The organism is Paracoccus thiocyanatus, from assembly GCF_900156255.1.
Taxonomy (GTDB): Bacteria; Pseudomonadota; Alphaproteobacteria; order Rhodobacterales; family Rhodobacteraceae; genus Paracoccus; species Paracoccus thiocyanatus.
In genome coordinates this window covers 46,745-63,025 of sequence record NZ_FTMK01000008.1, presented here as the reverse complement: position 1 = coordinate 63,025, position 16,281 = coordinate 46,745, and the positions used below count along the sequence as shown (strand labels likewise).

The following is a 16,281-nucleotide window of genomic DNA, read 5'->3' as shown; positions in this document are numbered from 1 at the left end:
CCCGACTAGCTTTGGCGGGAACAACCACAGGCCAACCCTATGCGTATCGGCATTCTCAAATGCGGCCAATCGCCCGAGGCACTTCGCGGCGAGCTGGGCGATTACGACACCATGTTCGAACGGCTGCTGGCGGGGCGCGGCTTCGACTTCGCAAGCTATCACGTCGAGGCGATGCAGTTCCCGCAATCGGTCCATGACGCGCAGGGCTGGCTTTTGACCGGCTCGCGCCATGGCAGCTACGAGGACCATGCCTTCATCGCGCCGCTAGAGGATTTCATCCGCGCGGCCTTTGGCGACCAGGTGCCGCTGGTCGGCATCTGCTTTGGCCATCAGATCATCGCCCAGGCGCTTGGCGGCAGGGTGGTCAAGCATCCCGGCGGCTGGTCGGTCGGCGCGCAGGACTATGATTTCGGCGGCGAAAGGATCACGCTGAACGCCTGGCACCAGGACCAGGTCGCCCGCCGGCCCGAAGGCGCCAAGGTCGTGGCCCGCAACGAGTTTTGCGAAAACGCCGCGCTGGTCTATCCCGGCCGCGCCTTTACCGTGCAGGCCCATCCCGAATTCAGCGACGCCTTTGTCCAGGGCCTGATCGAGCATCGCGCCACGGGTGTGGTGCCGCAGCCGCTGCTGGACCAGGCCCGCGACCGGATGGGCGGCCCGCGGCAGGCCACCGGCATCGCCGACCGGATCGAGGCGCTCTTCAAGGCGCCCGGCAGCTTTTGCACCCAAGCCAGCCTGGGGGTCGCATGAAACCGCGTTGGATCGAGGAAACCCCCCAGGCCGCCCAGGACTACGTCGCCGGCCGCCGCCTGGACGAGGTGGAATGCATCGTCGCCGATATTGCCGGCGTCGCGCGGGGCAAGGCGATGCCCGCGTCGAAATTCGCGCATCAGGAACGCTTCTACCTGCCGAATTCGATCTTCCTGCAAACCATTACCGGCGACTGGGCCGACAACCCCTCGGGTGCCTTTACCGAGCCGGACATGATCCTGACGCCGGATTTCTCGACCGCGACGGCGGCGCCCTGGACCGCGGACGTGACCTTGCAGGTCATCCATGACGTCGCGGACCAGACCGGCAAGCCGGTTCCGATCGCGCCGCGCAACGTGCTGAAACGGGTGCTGGACCTTTACCGGGAACGCGGCTGGCGGCCCATCGTCGCACCCGAGATGGAGTTCTTCCTGGTCGCGCGCAATATCGACCCCAACCAGCCGATCATGCCGCCGATGGGCCGCAGCGGCCGGCGCGCCGCCGCCAAGCAGGCCTATTCCATGTCGGCGGTGGACGAATACGGCAAGGTCATCGACGACATCTATGATTTCGCCGAGGCGCAGGGCTTCGAGATCGACGGCATCCTGCAAGAAGGCGGCGCCGGCCAGGTCGAGATCAACCTGAACCACGGCGACCCGGTCGCGCTGGCCGACCAGATCTTCTATTTCAAGCGGCTGATCCGCGAGGCGGCGCTGCGCCACGACTGTTTCGCCACCTTCATGGCCAAGCCGATCGAGGGCGAGCCGGGCAGCGCCATGCATATCCACCACTCGGTGGTCGGGATCGAGGACGGGCGCAACATCTTTTCCGACGAGCAGGGGCGCGAGACGCCGGCCTTCCTGCATTTCATCGCCGGGATGCAGAAGCACCTGCCGGCGGCGGTGGCGCTGCTGGCGCCCTATGTCAACAGCTATCGCCGCTATGTCCCTGATTTCGCGGCGCCGATCAACCTGGAATGGGGCCGCGACAACCGCACCACCGGGCTGCGGGTGCCGATCTCGGGCGCCGAGGCGCGGCGGGTGGAAAACCGGCTGGCGGGGATGGATTGCAACCCCTATCTGGGCCTGGCTGCAAGCCTGGCCTGCGGCTATCTGGGGCTGATCGAGGCCGAGGCGCCGCGCGCCGAATGCCTGGGCGACGCCTATATGTCGCAGGACGAACTGCCCTATAACCTGGGCGACGCGCTGGACCTGATGGACGAGAGCGCCCCGATGCGCGAGGTGCTGGGGGCCGAGTTCATCGACGTCTACCAGGCGGTCAAGCGCAACGAATACAAGGAGTTCCTGCAAGTCATCAGCCCTTGGGAGCGCGAGCATCTGCTGCTGAATGTCTAGAGCTTGGCGCGGGCGGGGGATGGGCGCACCGTCGCAATGAGTATTTGAGAAACGGTGAAAGCCGAAGCATGAACCTGCTGTTTTCCAACGACCGGCTAGGGGAATATCCGCCCAGCCTTTATGCCGCGACCCGCGATCCACTGCCTGCCTTTCCCGAGCAGCGCGGCGAGGCGCGGGCCGATGTCGTGGTGGTGGGCGCGGGCTATACGGGCTTATCCGCGGCGCTGCACCTGGCCGAGGCGGGCCGCGATGTCATGGTGCTGGAGGCGCATCGCGTGGGCTTTGGCGCGTCGGGGCGCAATGGCGGCCAGCTTGGCTCGGGGCAGCGGCTGGAGGTGGACGAACTGGAACGGATGGCCGGGGTCGAGGCGGCCCTTCGGCTGTGGGACATGGCCGAAGAGGCCAAGCGCCTGACCCGCGATCTGGCCGCGCGCGCCAATGTGCCGGTGCTGGACGGCATCGCCCATGCCTTTCGCAAGCCTGCGGAACTGGACCATGCGCGCGGCTTGATCGAGCGGCTGGCCCGCGATTACGGCTATGATCGGATCGAGGCGCTGGAGCGCGACGCCTTTCGCGCGCTGGTGCCTTCGGATGCCTATGTTGCGGGCGAGTTGGACCATGGCGCCGGCCATCTGAACCCGCTGAACCTGGTGATCGGCATGGCGCGGCTGGCCGATGCCGCCGGCGCGAATATCCGCGAGTTGAGCCATGTCCACCATATCCGCCACGGCCGCCGGGCCGGCGAAAAGACCGTGGTCCAGACCGGCAAGGGCCGGGTGATCTGCGACCATGTCATCCTCGCGGGCAATGGCTACCTGGGCAATCTGGACACCCATGTCGCCGCCCGCGTGATGCCGATCAACAATTTCATCGTCGCGACCGAGCCCTTGGGCGCGCGGGCGGCCCAGGTTCTGACCCAGCCCATCGGCGTGCATGATACCAAGTTCGTGGTGAATTACTGGCGGCTTGACCCCGAGGGGCGGCTGATCTTTGGCGGCGGCGAGAATGTCAGCTATCGCTTTCCCGCCGATATCGCCGCCAAGGTGCGCAAGCCGCTTTTGCAGATCTATCCCGGTCTTGCCGATGTGAAGCTGACCTATGCCTGGGGCGGCACGCTGGCGATCACCATGAACCGCATGCCCTGCTTTGCCCGGCCGGCGCCGAATTGCCTGTCGGCCAGCGGCTATTCCGGCCACGGGCTGGCGCTGGCCAATCTTGCCGGCAAGCTGATGGCGCAGGCGATTGAGGGGCAGGGTGATGGGTTCGACAGCATGGCCGCCCTGCCCTCGCCCGCCTTTCCCGGCGGCGCGGCGCTGCGCTGGCCGATGCTGGTCGCCGGGATGGGCTGGTATTCGCTGCGCGACCGGCTGGGGTTCTAGGGCTTTTCGGCCAGTTCGCGATTGCGCCGCGCCTTGGCGCGGGCGATGCGTTCGGCCATCTGCCTTGCGCGGTGGCGGTGATAGGCGCGGATGACCGGCACGGTCATGTAATGCGCCGCGACCGAGACGGCGATTCCCGGCAGCAGGCCCCCTACCGCATAGGGCAGGAAGATCTGTTCGTTGAATTGCAGAAGCTGGTCCCAATGCGCCGTCCGCTCGGCGCTGAGCGGCGCCAGCAGGTTGTTCCACAACTCGCTGCCGGCGCGGGTGAACTCGTCAAAGATCAGATGCGGGGTAAAGCGCCCCTCGACCCCCAGCATCCAGCGGCCCAGGCTGACCGAGGTCAGCGCCACGAAAGGGGTGGTCAGCGGATTGCCGACGAAAGTGCCCAGCAGCGCCGCCAGGATATTGCCGCGGATCAGCCAGGCCAGCGCCGCAGCCCCCATGAAGTGAAAGCCGAAGAACGGCGTGAAGGAAATGAAGATGCCGCAGGCCCAGCCGCGCGCCACCCGATGCGGCCGGTCCGGCAGGCGGCGCAGCCGGTGCAGCACGTATTTCGACGCCCGCCTCCAGCCAGAGCGCGGATAGAACATCTCGGTCCACATTCGAGCATAGCTCAGCGGCTTGCGTCTTTTGAACATGCCGGGCCCGCCCTAGCTGATATGGGCCGAGGGGTCGCGGATGCGCGACACCTGCGCCACGTCGCTTTCGGTTTCCAGCGCGGTCAGCAGCGTGTGCAGATGTTCGCGGTCGCGCAGCTCGACCTCGATGCGCAGGCGATAGAAGTCCGGCTTGCGATCCAGGAATTCCAGGTCCGAGATATTGGCCCCCTGCGCGCCGATCAGCGTGCAGATGCGGCCCAGGACGCCGGCATCGTGGCGGATGGTCAGCGACAGCATGGTCGAATAGGCCGCCGGGTGCTGGCCTTCGCGCCAATGCAGGTCGACCCAGCGGTCGGGGCTGTCCTCGAACTCGGCCAGGACCGGGCAGTCGATGGCATGGATCACCACGCCCTTGCCGCGATAGGTGATGCCGACGATGCGCTCGCCCGGCAGCGGGTTGCAACAGGGGGCGCGGGTGAATTCCTGGTCGGCCTCCAGCCCGGCCACGGCGCGCTTGGCGTCGATCTCGCTGCGCTTTTCGGCCAGTTCGGGGTAAAGCGTCGTCAGCACGTCATGGGCCGAAATCTCGGCGCTGCCGATGCGCGCCAGCAATTCGTCGGTATCGGGCAGCGCCATGGTCTTGGCCGCGGTGCGCAGCGCCTTGTCGCTGACCTTGCGCCCCATATGTTCAAATGCCACCCGCACCAGTTCCGAACCCAGCCGGATAAAGCGGGTCCGGTCCTCTTGCCGCAGACTGCGGCGGATCGCGGCCTTGGCCCGGCCGGTGACGACGATGTCAAGCCAGGTGGCCTGCGGGCGCTGGCCCGAGGCGGCGATGATATCGACCGACTGCCCGTTTTTCAGCCGCGTCCACAGCGGCACCCGGATGCCGTCCACCTTGGCGCCGACGCAGGACGAGCCCAGGCGGGTATGGATGGCATAGGCGAAATCCAGCGGCGTCGCCCCCTTGGGCAGCGGGATCACGTCGCCCTTGGGGGTAAAGCAGAACACCTGGTCGGAATACATTTCCAGCTTCACGTGTTCCAGGAACTCGTCGTGATCCTCTTCGCCGAAGCGCTCGGTCAGGCTGGCGATCCATTCGCCCGGATCGACGGCAAAGGGGTTCGCGGTGCGCACCCCGTCGCGATAGGCCCAATGCGCGGCCACGCCCGCCTCGGCCACCTCGTGCATCTGGCGGGTGCGGATCTGCACCTCGACCCGCTTGCCGTCGCGCCCGGAAACGGTGGTGTGGATCGAGCGATAGCCGTTCGCCTTGGGCTGGCTGATGTAATCCTTGAACCGGCCCGGCACCGCGCGCCAGCGGTGATGGATCACGCCCAGGGTGCGATAGCAGTCGGGTTCCGTGCGGGTGATGATGCGAAAGCCGTAGATGTCCGACAGGCGCGAAAAGGAAAGCTGCTTTTCCTGCATCTTGCGCCAGATGCTGAAGGGGCGCTTGGCGCGGCCATAGACATCGGCCTCGATCGCTTCGCGTTCCAGTTCGGCGCGGATATCGGCGGTGATCTTGGGAATCACGTCGCCGGATTCGCGTTGCAGGCTGACAAAGCGGCGGATGATGGAATTGCGCGCCTCGGGGTTGATGACCTTGAAGGCCAGGTCTTCCAGCTCCTCGCGCATCCATTGCATGCCCATGCGGCCGGCCAGCGGCGCATAGATATCCATGGTTTCGCGCGCCTTTTGCGACTGCTTTTCCGGGCGCATGGACTTGATGGTGCGCATATTGTGCAGCCGGTCGGCCAGCTTGACCAGGATCACGCGAAGATCGCGCGACATGGCCATGAAAAGCTTGCGGAAATTCTCGGCCTGCTTGGAATGCGCGCCGGACAGTTGCAGATTGGTCAGCTTGGTCACGCCGTCGACCAGATCGGCGATCTCGCGGCCGAAGATTTCCGCCACCTCGGCCCAGGTCGAGCGCGTGTCCTCGATCGTGTCGTGCAAAAGCGCGGTGACGATGGTGGCATCGTCCAGCCGCATCTCGGTCAGGATGGCGGCGACGGCGACCGGGTGGGTGAAATAGGGCTCGCCAGAATGGCGGAACTGCCCCTCGTGCATCCGGCGCCCGTATTCATAGGCATTGCGGATCATCCCGGCATTGGTGCGCGGGTTGTAGTTGCGGATAAGCGCGATAAGGTCTTCGACGTCGATCATGTTCAGCCGAAGACCTTTAAGTTCAGTTCCTGCCCTGCGCTTCCAGCATCATGCGAAGCATACGCTCTTCCGATTCCTCATCGGCGGGTTTGGGGCGGTCCATCTCGGCACCCAGAAGCAGCGCCATCGCGTCTTCTTCGGGCTCGTCAACCTCGATCTGGGTCTGCTCGGCCTCGATCATGCGCTCGCGCAGATCGTCCACGGGCTGGGTTTCGTCCGCGATCTCGCGCAGCGCGACGACGGGGTTCTTGTCATTGTCGCGATCCACGCTCAGCGGGCTGCCGGCGGCGATTTCGCGCGCGCGATGGGACGCCAACATCACCAGGTCAAAACGGTTCGGAACCTTGTCGACGCAATCTTCGACTGTAACGCGGGCCATCGGTTCACCTTATCAACTGGAATCGGGGGGGCGAAGCCGGATATGTGGAGGCGCGGCGCGGAAATGTCAAGCGCTGGCGGGGCGCATCCCCGCCATGGCCTGGGGCGGAAGGGCGGCCAGCATCTGCGCCACGCTGCGTCCAAGGCGCGGATGCACCCAGCCCGGCGCCACCTCGGCCAGCGGGGCCAGCACGAAGCCGCGGTCCTGCATCCGGGGATGGGGCAGGATCAGCCGGTCCGGTGCGCTTAGCGGCTGCGCCGCCGGCGGCAGGGCGCGCCAATGATCCTGCACCGCCGCGTCGGGCAGCACCCGCCCGCCATGGGCCAGCAGGTCCAGGTCCAGCCCGCGGGCCTGCCAGCGCGCGACTTCGCGGCTGCGGCCCAGTTCGGCCTCGATCGCGTGCAGGTCGGCCAAAAGCGCCTCGGGCGGGGTGGCGCTGAAAAAGGCCGCGGCCGCATTCACATATTCGGGACCCGAGCCGGGCGGAAAGGCCGGCGTGGTCCAGAAACGGCTGACGGCATGCGGCACAACCCCAGGTAATCCATGGATCTTGTGCAGCGCGAAACGCAGCGCGTCGGCTGGCGGACCTGCCGAACTAGGCAGGTTTGCACCCAGCGCCACGAGGACTAAGTTCGCATTCTGAATTGGGTTTCGCGACATCTTGGGGGAAACGTGTTTTACAAGGACGACCGACTGGCGTTGTTCATTGACGGTTCGAATCTATACGCTGCGGCAAAATCGCTGGGATTTGACATCGACTACAAACTGCTGCGGCAGGAATTCGAAAGGCGCGGCAAGCTGATCCGCGCCTATTACTATACGGCATTGCTGGAAAACGAGGAATATTCACCGATTCGTCCCCTGGTCGACTGGCTGCATTACAACGGCTTTTCCATGGTGACGAAACCGGCGCGAGAATATACCGACGCCCTGGGCCGCCGCAAGGTCAAGGGCAACATGGATGTCGAACTGGTCATCAACGCCATGGAACTGGCGCCGCGGCTTGACCATGCGGTGCTGTTTTCCGGCGACGGCGATTTCCGCCCGCTGGTCGAGGCGATGCAACGCCAGGGTGTGCGGGTCTCGGTGGTCTCGACCATGCGCAGCCAGCCGCCGATGATCGCCGACGAATTGCGCCGGCAGGCCGACAATTTCATCGAACTGGACGCGCTGCGCGATATCATCGGCCGCCCGCCGCGCGAAGCGGCCCCCCAGGAAACCTGATCCGGGCCGTACCTTGACGACTGGCCGGCGCGCTAGCGCTCGGTCAGCTTCAACTCGATGCGGCGGTTCTGGGCGCGCGCCTCGGGCGTGTCGCCCGCCGCCACCGGGCGGGTGTCGGCAAAGCCGGCCGGCGCCAGCCGGTCGGCGGGAAAGCCCAGCTCGTCGGTCATATAGCGCACGACCGCCAGCGCCCGCGCCTGGCTCAGTTCCCAATTGTCGCGATAGCGCCCCAGGCCCGACAGCGGCACATTGTCGGTATGGCCGTCGACGCGGATCATCCAGCCGATCTGCGGCGGGATATCGGCCGAGATTTCGTTCAGCATGCCCGCGACACGGGCGATCTGGGTGCGGCCCGCATCCGACAGCACCGCCTCGCCCGGCGCAAACAGCACCTCGGACGAAAACACGAAGCGGTCGCCCACCACCTGCACGCCCTCGCGGCCCTCCAGGATCTGCGACAGCCGCCCAAAGAACTCGGACCGATAGCGCGCCAGGTCCTTGGCCTCGGCCTCGGCCTTGGTCCGCGCCTCTTCTTCCAGCGCCCGACGCTTGCGCTCTTCTTCGGCGGCGCGCAGCAGGGCGACGTTCAGCTGCCGGCCCAGATCCTCGGCGCGCAGGTCGGCTTCGCGGCGCTCGTCACCGGCGGCATCCAGCACGGCGCGCAGGCTGCCAAGCTGGTCGTTCAGCCGCGCCACCTGCTGGTTCAGCGCCGCCAGCCGCCGCTGATCCTCGGCCGACAACGCCTCTTGCTCGGAAAGGGTTTTCCGGGCAAGGGCCAGCAGCGCGGCCTGTTTCTCGGCCTCGCCAGCCTGGGCCTTGGCCTGCTCTCCCAGTTCCTGCTTGGCGGCCTCGGCCGCGGCCAGCAGGGTCAGGGTGTCCTCGGCCTGCTTGCGCGCCGCCTCCAGTTCCAGGGTGGCGGCGTCCAGTTCCGCCCCCGACCTTTCCAGCCGCTCGCGCAGCGCCTGGGCTGCGGCGGCATCGGCCAGCCGCGCGGCCTCGGTCTCGTCCAACTGCTGCTGCGTTTCGGTGTTCTGCCGCCGCAGGTCGCCGATCAGAGCCTCCAGCGCCTCGCGCCGGGCGGCGGCCAGCCGCGCCGCCTCGGCCTGGGCGTCGATTTCGCCCCGCGCTGCCGCCACGGCCTGTTCGGACCGCCGCAGCCGCTCGCGCTCGGCCGCCAGGTCGCGGTCGAGCGAGGCCGCCTGCGCCTGCGAGGTGGACAGCGCATCCGAAAGCTCGGCCACCTGCTGGCCAAGCTGGTCCAGCTCGCTGTCCTGGGTGGTGATCTGGTCGCGCAGCACCGACTGCACCAGCAGAAAGATGGTCAGCACGAACATCATGACCATCAATAGCGCGGTCATCGCATCGACGAATCCCGGCCAGATCGTCGCGGAAAAGCGGTTGCCGCCGCCCCGGCTAAGCCCCATAGCCCCGCTCCAGGCTGCGAATGGCGCGGGTCAGCGCCGCAAGATCGCCGCGCAATTCGGCGATCAACCCGTCGCGGCCGCTGGCGGTCTCCTCGACCAGCCGGCCAAGCTGCACGTCGATGGAACGCAGCCGCATCCGCGCTTCTGGATCGTCGCCGGCCGCAGCGGCGGCGACCGGCCGCTGCGCGCCCAGATCCAGAAGCCGGTCCTGGCCATCGGCCAGCCGTTCCAGCGCCTGGACCAGCCCCGCTTGCGGGGCGGCATCGGCGGGGGCTTCGGCCAGGGCGACCAGCCGGGACTGCCCATCGGCCAGCCGCTCCAACGCCTCTTGCAGGCCCGCGAACTCGGCGCCAAGCGGCGGCGGCATGGCGGCCAGCCGCTCCTGGCCCTCGCGGATCCGATCCAGCGCCGCCGCCAGGTCCGGGTCGCGGCGTTCGGCCAGGCCGTCGATCGCCCGTTCCACCCCGGCCAAGGCCAGCCCCACGGCGTCCCGTTCGCCGGCCAGCGCCTGGGCCAGCCGGTCGCGGTCCGAGCCGAGCATATCGGCCAGCCGCTCCACCCCCTGCGCCAAGGCCAGCGAACGCTGGTCGGCCGCGGCGGCCTCTTGGTCGCGAAGATCGTCGCGGCTGGCGTAGAACGCTTGCAGGCCGGCCAGTTGCGTCTCGACCCGTTCGATAAAGCCGGCCAGCGCCGCCTCTCCCAGGCCCTGGCCGTCGCCGCCCAGGCCGATGCGGGTAAAGCCCGACATCCATTCTTCAAGCTCGCGATAAAAGCGGTTCTGGCCATGGGCTACGAACAGTTCCAAAAGCCCGACCACCAGCGACCCGGCCAGGCCCAGCAGGGAACTGGAAAAGGCCGTCGCCATGCCGCCAAGCTGCGATTCCAGCCCGGTCATCAGCTTGTTGAACACCTCGATCCCGGTCTCGCCCTCCTTAGGGGACAGCGCGCGGATCGTGTCCACCACGGCGGGCACAGTCGTCGCAAGCCCGTAGAACGTCCCCAAAAGGCCAAGAAAGATCAGCAGGTTGGCCAGGTAGCGGGTGATATCGCGCGCCTCGTCGATCCGCGTCGCCACCGATTCCAGCATCGAGCGCGACGATTCGGTCGAGATCGCCCCCCCCACCGGCCCGCGCTGGCCCAGAAGCGCGGCCAAGGGCGCCAGCAGGCGCGGCGCGTCGTCGGGACCGGCCGGCTCGGGTCCGCTTACGCCGCGTTCGGCGGCATTGCGGCGGCGGGCGGCGAAACGCTCGATCCAGCTAACCGACTTGACCAGTTCCGCGACCTGCCAGAAACAGCCCAGCACGCCCATGACAAAGACGGCCAGGATCAGCCCGTTCAAATATTCGTTCGAGTGAAAGATCGACAGGATGCGGCCATAGGCGAACCAGCCCCCGGCCACGACCAGCACCAGAACGATCAGCATCAGCAGCACCTGCCGCACCGGCTGCGAGAACTGCGGCTGCGAGGGGCCGGCCCCGCCCGGCCCGGCCTGACGCGTCACCGCCAGCCGGGCGGCACGGGAACGGCGGCCTTCCGCCGCAGCGGGCGGACCTTCGGACGGTTCGGCGTCGGTTCGGGACAAGTTCGACCCCCTTGCTGCTTGCGCAGCCGACTGTAGAGGCGCCGTCCGCCCCTGCCAAGCGTCGTTGCAAGCCGGACCGGCTATCCCGCGCCAGTGCCGCCCAGCCGCCCCCGCACCAGCCGCGCCAATTCATCCATCGCCCGGTCCTCGATCCCCATCTGCGCCAGGTGCCGGGCGGTGTTGAACAGGTAATCGGCATTGGGACCGCGCCCGCCCTGGGCCTGGGCAATGATGCGGGCCTGTTCGTGCAGTTCCAGCAGGCCGGCATATTGGTCATGGTCGGGCCGGATCACATAGGCAAGGGCATCGACCCGGCGCCCGTCCGCCAGCAGCAGCGGCAGGGACAGTTCGGCATAGGCGTTGGTGCTGAGCTCTCGCGCCCGCAGGCCGGCCAGGGACCGCGGCCAGTCGGGCGCGGCCACGCGCAGCGCCAGGCCCCGGCAATGCGCCCCGGCTTCGGCATGCAGGCCCAGCACCAGCCCCGGCGCTTCGCTGGTGCCGCGATAGATGATCGAGCGCAGGCAGAAGCTGCGCGCATAGCCGTCCAGCGTCGCAGGCGCCATCTCGGCCACGGGAAAACCCGGATCCCACATCAGCGAGCCATAGGCGAAAACCCAATGCTCCGGCCGTTCACCCATTCTTTACCCCGGCGCCCTAGATAATTCGGTCAGGAAAAACTTAGGACAGCAGGATCGGCGTTCCAAGACGCCACAAGGATCGCGAGGCCCGGATGCGCCGACTGCTTGCCCTATTCCTGCTTCTGCTCCTGCTGCTGGGGGGGCTGTGGCTTGGCGGCGAAAGCCTGCTGGCCCAACAGATGCGCCGGATCGCCGACCGCCAGCCGATGGTCGCGCTTGCCGCGGCGCAGCCATTGCGCGAACCGGGGCGGATCGGGGTGCGGGCCCTGGCGCTGGGGTTGCAGGTGGGGCAAGGGCGCGTCGAATTGCCGCAGGCCGAGCTTTGGCTTGCGCCGTTCCGCCCGACCACGCTGCGGCTGGCCTTGCCGCCGCATGCGGTGCTGCACCCTGGAGGGGCGGACGCCGGGCTGGACCCGCTGGAACTGGGACTTGCCGATGCCATGGCGCGGCTGCGCCTTCAGCCGCTAAGCGGGCTTGGCCTGGCCTCGGCCGGCGTCAGCGCCGGCCGCCTGACGCTTGGGGGCGCGGAACTGGCAAAGGGGCTGCAAGCCGATGCGGAACGCGCGGCGCTGGGGGCGGATGCGCCGCCCGATGCGGCCGCGGCCTATGACCTGGACCTGAACCTTGACGATCTGGAACCGGGCCTGCTGGGCGCGCTGCCGCTGCCGGGGCGGCTCAGCATGACCGCGGCGGGCCGGATCTGGCTGGATGCCCTGCCCCGGCCCCTGGCACCGGCGTCCAACCAGGCGCCGCAGCCGGTCGGACTGCGCCTGGACCGGGCGGAAATACGGCTTGGGGCGCTGCAAGCCCGTCTTCTGGGCCGGGTCGAGGCTGACGCCCAGGGCCGCGCCCAGGGTCGGATCGTGGTCTATACCGCCGATGCGCAGCCGCTTTTGCAGGCCGCGGCCAAGGCCCGGCTGATCTCGCCCAAGGTGGTGACGCTGGCGGGCACGCTGCTTGGAAACATCTCGGACCTGCCGCTGCCCGAACAGGAGGGCCACCCCGTGCCGCCCCCCGCGGCCAAGGGGGAGTTGCGCCTGCCGCTCAGCTTTGCCGATGGCAGGACCAGCCTTGGCCCCATGGTGCTGGGCCCGGCGCCGGCCTTCCCGCGGCGCTAGGGCCCGCGCCGCTAGGGTTTGGGCGTTTCGCCCGCCGCCGGGCTGCGGCCGAAATCCGGGGCGGCGGTGTCCTGTCCGGCCTCGATGATACCGCGCCGAATCGCCCGCGTACGGGTGAAATAATCGTGCAGATGCGCGCCGTCGCCCATGCGGATGGCGCGTTGCAGCACGAAAAGCTCCTCGGTAAAGCGGCCCAGGATGTCCAGCACCGCCTCCTTGTTCTGCAAGAACACGTCGCGCCACATCACCGGGTCCGACGCGGCGATGCGGGTGAAATCGCGAAAGCCCGCCGCCGAATACTTGATGACCTCGCTTTCGGTGACGCGCTTGAGGTGATCGGCCACCCCCACCATCGTATAGGCGATCAGGTGCGGCGTATGGCTGGTCACCGCCAGCACCAGGTCGTGATGGGCGGCATCCATCGCCTCGACATTGGCACCCATGGCGCGGATCAGCGCCGACAGCCGCTCGACCGCCGCCGGATCGCCGCCCTCGATCGGGGTCAGCAGCCACCAGCGATTGCGAAACAGCGCGGCAAAGCCCGAACGCGGGCCGGAATGCTCGGTCCCGGCCAGCGGATGGCCGGGGATGAAATGCACGCCCGCCGGGACATGCGGCGCCACCGCCTCGATCACCGCCTGCTTGACCGAACCGACATCGGTCACGGTCGCGCCCGGCTTCAGATGCGGCGCGATCTCGGCCGCGACCGCGCCCATGGCGCCGACCGGCACCGCCAGCACCACCAGATCGGCGCCCTCGACCGCCTCAGCCGCCGTTTCTGCCACGCGGTCGACCAGCCCGATCTCGCGCGCCACCGCGCGGGTGTCGGGGCTGCGGGCATGGCCCACCACCTTGCGCGCCAGCCCCGCCTCGCGCATGGCCAGCGCCATCGAGCCGGCGATCAGCCCCAGCCCGATCAGCGCCACGCGATCATAGATCACCGCCATCAGCGGCTGCCCGCGCGTTCGGCCATGAACTGGCCGATGACATGCGCCACCCGCCGGCAGGATGCCTCGTCGCCCACGGTGATGCGCAGGCATTGCGGCAGGCCGTAGCCGCCGACCCGTCGCACGATCAGCCCCTGCGCCTTGAGGTATTCATCGCAGGCCCCGGCCGTCTCGGCATCGGCAAGGCGCGCCAGGATGAAATTCGCGCATGACGTGTCCGAAGGCACGCCCTTCTCGGCCAGCGCCTCGGCCAGCCAGGCGCGCATGCGGGCATTCTCGGCCTGGCAGCGGGCGATATGCTCGCGGTCGCGCATGGCGGCCTCGGCGCCTTCCAGCGCCACATTGGACAGGTTGAAGGGGCCGCGGATGCGGTTCAGCACATCGACGATCTCGCGCGGGCCGTAACCCCAGCCGACGCGCAAGCCCCCAAGCCCATAGATCTTGGAAAATGTCCGGGTCATGAACACGTTGGACAGCCGGCTCGCCAGCTCGGCGCCGCCGTCGTAATCCTCGACATATTCGGCATAGGCCGCATCGACCACCAGGATCGCCTGCGGCACGGCGCGGGCCAGCCGCTCCAATTCCGGCAGGCCGATCATGGTGCCGGTCGGGTTGTTGGGATTGGCGACAAAGATCAGCCGCGTGCGCGGGGTCGCCCCGGCAATCAGCGCATCCACATCCGTGACCCGGTCGCGCTCGGCCACCTCGACCGGGGTGGCCCCGGCCGCATGGGCCGAAATGCGATACATCAGGAAACCATGCTCGGTGAACAGCACCTCGGTCCCCGGCCCGGCATAGGCCTGGCACAGGAAATGGATGATCTCGTCGGAACCCACGCCGCAGATGATCCGCTCAGGGTCCAGCCCATGCACCTCGGCGATGGCGGCGCGCAGCCCGGCATGGTCGGTATTGGGATAGCGATGCAGGCCATGGGCGGCCCGGACCACCGCCTCGCGGGCCTTTTCCGACGGCCCGAAGGGGTTTTCGTTCGAGGAAAGCTTCACGACATTCTCGACCCCCGCCACCTTCGAGGCCCCGCCTTCGTAAAGCGCGATCTCCATAATGCCGGGTTGCGGAGCGATGGTCGTCTGGTTCTGCGACATGGCGGCCCTCTTGCAAGCCCGGCCGTCTTAGCGCCCGGCGCAAGGCTTGGAAAGCCTCGTCAGCCCGGCCGCTTTCACCGTTTTCCAAATACTCCGGCGACGCTGCGGAATGCCCGGACGCGGCCGGATACTCCTGGCTTCTTCGTTCCGAAAATACCCATGCCGGGCTGCGGCCCGGCCGGCGGCGCCGTCACTCGGCCGCCAGCGCCTTTTCCAGTTCGGGCAGGAACCGCTCGGTGTAATCCTCGCGCACCAGCGGGCCGACATGGCGATAAAGGACGCGACCCGTGCCGTCGATGATAAAGGTCTCGGGCGGGGCGGTCACGCCCCATTCGATGGCGGTCCTGCCGCGCGGATCGGTGGCCAGCGCCGCAAACGGGTCGCCATGGCCGGACAGGAAACCCATCGCCGCCCCCTCGGGGTCCTTGAGATCCACGCCATAGACCGGCAGCCGCCCGGACAGTTCGGTCAGGGTCGGATGCTCGGCCCGGCAGGGCGGGCACCAGCTGGCCCAGAAATTCACCAGCTTCACCCCCGGCTGGCGCAGCATGTCGTCGGTCAGCTGCACCTTGCCGGGCAGGGTGGTGTCGCCGACCGCCGGCGCCTCTCGGCCGATCATGGTCGAAGGCAGCGTGTCGGGATCGTTGCGCATCAAGGCCCAGCCGGCCAGGGCGGCAAAGCCGGCAAACACCGCGACCGGCGCCAGCATCATCGGGGAAAGCCTAGCCACGGCGCTCATGCTCCTGAAGCGCGCGGCGGGCGCGGGAATTGGCCAGCACGGTCTGGACGACGATGCCCGCCAGCAGCACCAGGCTGGCGCCATAGGCGGCCAATACGGTTCCGGCATATTTGCCAAGTTCGGTCATGCACGATTCTCCCTTGCCAGCAATGCGGCCAGACGGCGGCGACGGATCTCGGTCCGGGTGCGGATCAAGAGCAGCGCCAGAAACAGCAGAAAAAAGCCCAGCATCGACAGGTAAAGCGGATAGCGATAGATCGCCGACATCCGCTCTCCCGGCGCCACGGACAGCGAGGCGCCCTGGTGCAGCCCCTGGTTCCAGAAATTCACCGCATAGCGCGACAGGATCGCAAAGACCGAGCCCACAAGGCACAGCACCCCGGTCAGGTCGGCGGCGCTGTCGGGATTCTCGACCGCCTCCCACAGCGCCATATAGCCCAGGTAGAACAGGAACAGGATCAGGAACGAGGTCAGGCGCGGATCCCATTCCCACCAGGTGCCCCACATCGGCTGGCCCCAGATCGCGCCGGTGATCAGCGCGATCAGCGTCATCACCGCGCCGACCGGCGCCGCCGCCTTGGCGGCCAGCGCGCTGACATGGTGGCGGCGGACCAGCCAGATGAGCGAGGCGACCAGCATCATCAGCCAGATATTGATCGCCATCAGCGCCGCGGGCACATGCAGGAAGACGATCTTGACGGTCGAACCCTGCTTGTAATCCTCGGGCGTCAGGAACCCCCAGACCAGGCCGCCCACGGTGGCAAGCGCCGCCGCGGCGACCACCCAGGGCAGGACGGCGCCAGAGGTGCGCATGAATTTGACGGGGTTCGCATATTCCCAGATCGACATGTTTGCTTCCTAAATCGGGCAGG

17 protein-coding genes are annotated in these 16,281 nt (G+C 67.8%); 5 read left to right on the top strand and 12 right to left on the bottom strand.

Annotated elements, in window-relative coordinates; translation table 11 throughout:
- Positions 1-39 precede the first annotated feature (39 nt).
- The 3 genes from F3H32_RS08030 (at position 40) to F3H32_RS08020 (ending at position 3,484) form a co-directional block, all read left to right on the top strand.
- Positions 40-750, top strand: a complete 711-nt coding sequence (locus F3H32_RS08030; protein WP_149765385.1) for a type 1 glutamine amidotransferase — start codon at positions 40-42, stop codon at positions 748-750.
- Positions 747-2,105, top strand: coding sequence for a glutamine synthetase family protein (locus F3H32_RS08025; RefSeq protein ID WP_149765384.1), 1,359 nt, complete (start codon positions 747-749; stop codon positions 2,103-2,105). The genes F3H32_RS08030 and F3H32_RS08025 overlap by 4 nt, the downstream gene beginning before the upstream one ends.
- Positions 2,106-2,173: 68 nt before the next feature.
- Positions 2,174-3,484, top strand: coding sequence for an NAD(P)/FAD-dependent oxidoreductase (locus tag F3H32_RS08020; protein ID WP_149765383.1), 1,311 nt, complete (start codon positions 2,174-2,176; stop codon positions 3,482-3,484).
- Here F3H32_RS08020 and F3H32_RS08015 read toward each other — a convergent pair.
- From F3H32_RS08015 to folK, 4 genes are all read right to left on the bottom strand, one after another.
- On the bottom strand, positions 3,481-4,125 hold the full coding sequence (locus tag F3H32_RS08015) for a DUF2062 domain-containing protein (RefSeq protein ID WP_149765382.1): 645 nt from the start codon (positions 4,123-4,125) through the stop codon (positions 3,481-3,483). The genes F3H32_RS08020 and F3H32_RS08015 overlap by 4 nt on opposite strands.
- A gap of 12 nt (positions 4,126-4,137) precedes the next feature.
- Positions 4,138-6,255 carry a RelA/SpoT family protein gene (locus tag F3H32_RS08010; protein ID WP_149765381.1) on the bottom strand — a complete coding sequence of 706 codons (2,118 nt, stop codon included), beginning with the start codon at positions 6,253-6,255 and terminating at the stop codon, positions 4,138-4,140.
- Positions 6,256-6,277: 22 nt separating this feature from the next.
- On the bottom strand, positions 6,278-6,634 hold the full coding sequence (gene rpoZ, locus F3H32_RS08005) for a DNA-directed RNA polymerase subunit omega (RefSeq protein WP_149765380.1): 357 nt from the start codon (positions 6,632-6,634) through the stop codon (positions 6,278-6,280).
- A 66-nt stretch (positions 6,635-6,700) separates the two neighbouring features.
- Entirely contained in the window at positions 6,701-7,255 is a 555-nt protein-coding gene (folK, locus tag F3H32_RS08000) for a 2-amino-4-hydroxy-6-hydroxymethyldihydropteridine diphosphokinase (protein WP_262494985.1), read from the bottom strand.
- 51 nt (positions 7,256-7,306) lie between these two features.
- Between folK and F3H32_RS07995 the strand changes: the two genes are divergently transcribed.
- Positions 7,307-7,858: a LabA-like NYN domain-containing protein gene (locus tag F3H32_RS07995; RefSeq protein WP_115755817.1), complete on the top strand. Its 552-nt coding sequence runs from the start codon at positions 7,307-7,309 to the stop codon at positions 7,856-7,858.
- Between the two features lie 32 nt (positions 7,859-7,890).
- On the opposite strand, the gene F3H32_RS07990 is transcribed toward F3H32_RS07995, so the two are convergent.
- The 3 genes from F3H32_RS07990 to F3H32_RS07980 all read right to left on the bottom strand — a co-directional run bounded on the left by F3H32_RS07990 (position 7,891) and on the right by F3H32_RS07980 (position 11,502).
- Positions 7,891-9,282, bottom strand: a complete 1,392-nt coding sequence (locus F3H32_RS07990) for a peptidoglycan -binding protein (RefSeq protein ID WP_149765378.1) — start codon at positions 9,280-9,282, stop codon at positions 7,891-7,893.
- Positions 9,272-10,864: a hypothetical protein gene (locus F3H32_RS07985; protein ID WP_149765377.1), complete on the bottom strand. Its 1,593-nt coding sequence runs from the start codon at positions 10,862-10,864 to the stop codon at positions 9,272-9,274. Before F3H32_RS07985 ends, F3H32_RS07990 begins: the two co-directional genes overlap by 11 nt.
- Before the next feature lie 80 nt (positions 10,865-10,944).
- Entirely contained in the window at positions 10,945-11,502 is a 558-nt protein-coding gene (locus F3H32_RS07980) for a gamma-glutamylcyclotransferase (RefSeq protein WP_149765376.1), read from the bottom strand.
- A 92-nt stretch (positions 11,503-11,594) separates the two neighbouring features.
- Between F3H32_RS07980 and F3H32_RS07975 the strand changes: the two genes are divergently transcribed.
- Positions 11,595-12,620 carry a DUF2125 domain-containing protein gene (locus F3H32_RS07975; RefSeq protein WP_149765375.1) on the top strand — a complete coding sequence of 342 codons (1,026 nt, stop codon included), beginning with the start codon at positions 11,595-11,597 and terminating at the stop codon, positions 12,618-12,620.
- Positions 12,621-12,631: 11 nt separating this feature from the next.
- On the opposite strand, the gene F3H32_RS07970 is transcribed toward F3H32_RS07975, so the two are convergent.
- The 5 genes from F3H32_RS07970 to F3H32_RS07950 all read right to left on the bottom strand — a co-directional run bounded on the left by F3H32_RS07970 (position 12,632) and on the right by F3H32_RS07950 (position 16,258).
- On the bottom strand, positions 12,632-13,567 hold the full coding sequence (locus F3H32_RS07970; protein ID WP_149765374.1) for a prephenate/arogenate dehydrogenase family protein: 936 nt from the start codon (positions 13,565-13,567) through the stop codon (positions 12,632-12,634).
- Positions 13,567-14,670 (bottom strand): histidinol-phosphate transaminase, encoded by a 1,104-nt coding sequence (gene hisC, locus F3H32_RS07965; RefSeq protein ID WP_149765373.1) that lies wholly within the window; start codon positions 14,668-14,670, stop codon positions 13,567-13,569. The genes F3H32_RS07970 and hisC overlap by 1 nt, the downstream gene beginning before the upstream one ends.
- A 190-nt stretch (positions 14,671-14,860) precedes the next feature.
- Positions 14,861-15,379 carry a DsbE family thiol:disulfide interchange protein gene (locus F3H32_RS07960; protein WP_149765452.1) on the bottom strand — a complete coding sequence of 173 codons (519 nt, stop codon included), beginning with the start codon at positions 15,377-15,379 and terminating at the stop codon, positions 14,861-14,863.
- Between the two features lie 13 nt (positions 15,380-15,392).
- Positions 15,393-15,536: a heme exporter protein CcmD gene (ccmD, locus tag F3H32_RS07955; RefSeq protein ID WP_149765372.1), complete on the bottom strand. Its 144-nt coding sequence runs from the start codon at positions 15,534-15,536 to the stop codon at positions 15,393-15,395.
- Entirely contained in the window at positions 15,533-16,258 is a 726-nt protein-coding gene (locus F3H32_RS07950; RefSeq protein ID WP_115755809.1) for a heme ABC transporter permease, read from the bottom strand. The genes ccmD and F3H32_RS07950 overlap by 4 nt, the downstream gene beginning before the upstream one ends.
- Between the last annotated feature and the right edge of the window lie 23 nt (positions 16,259-16,281).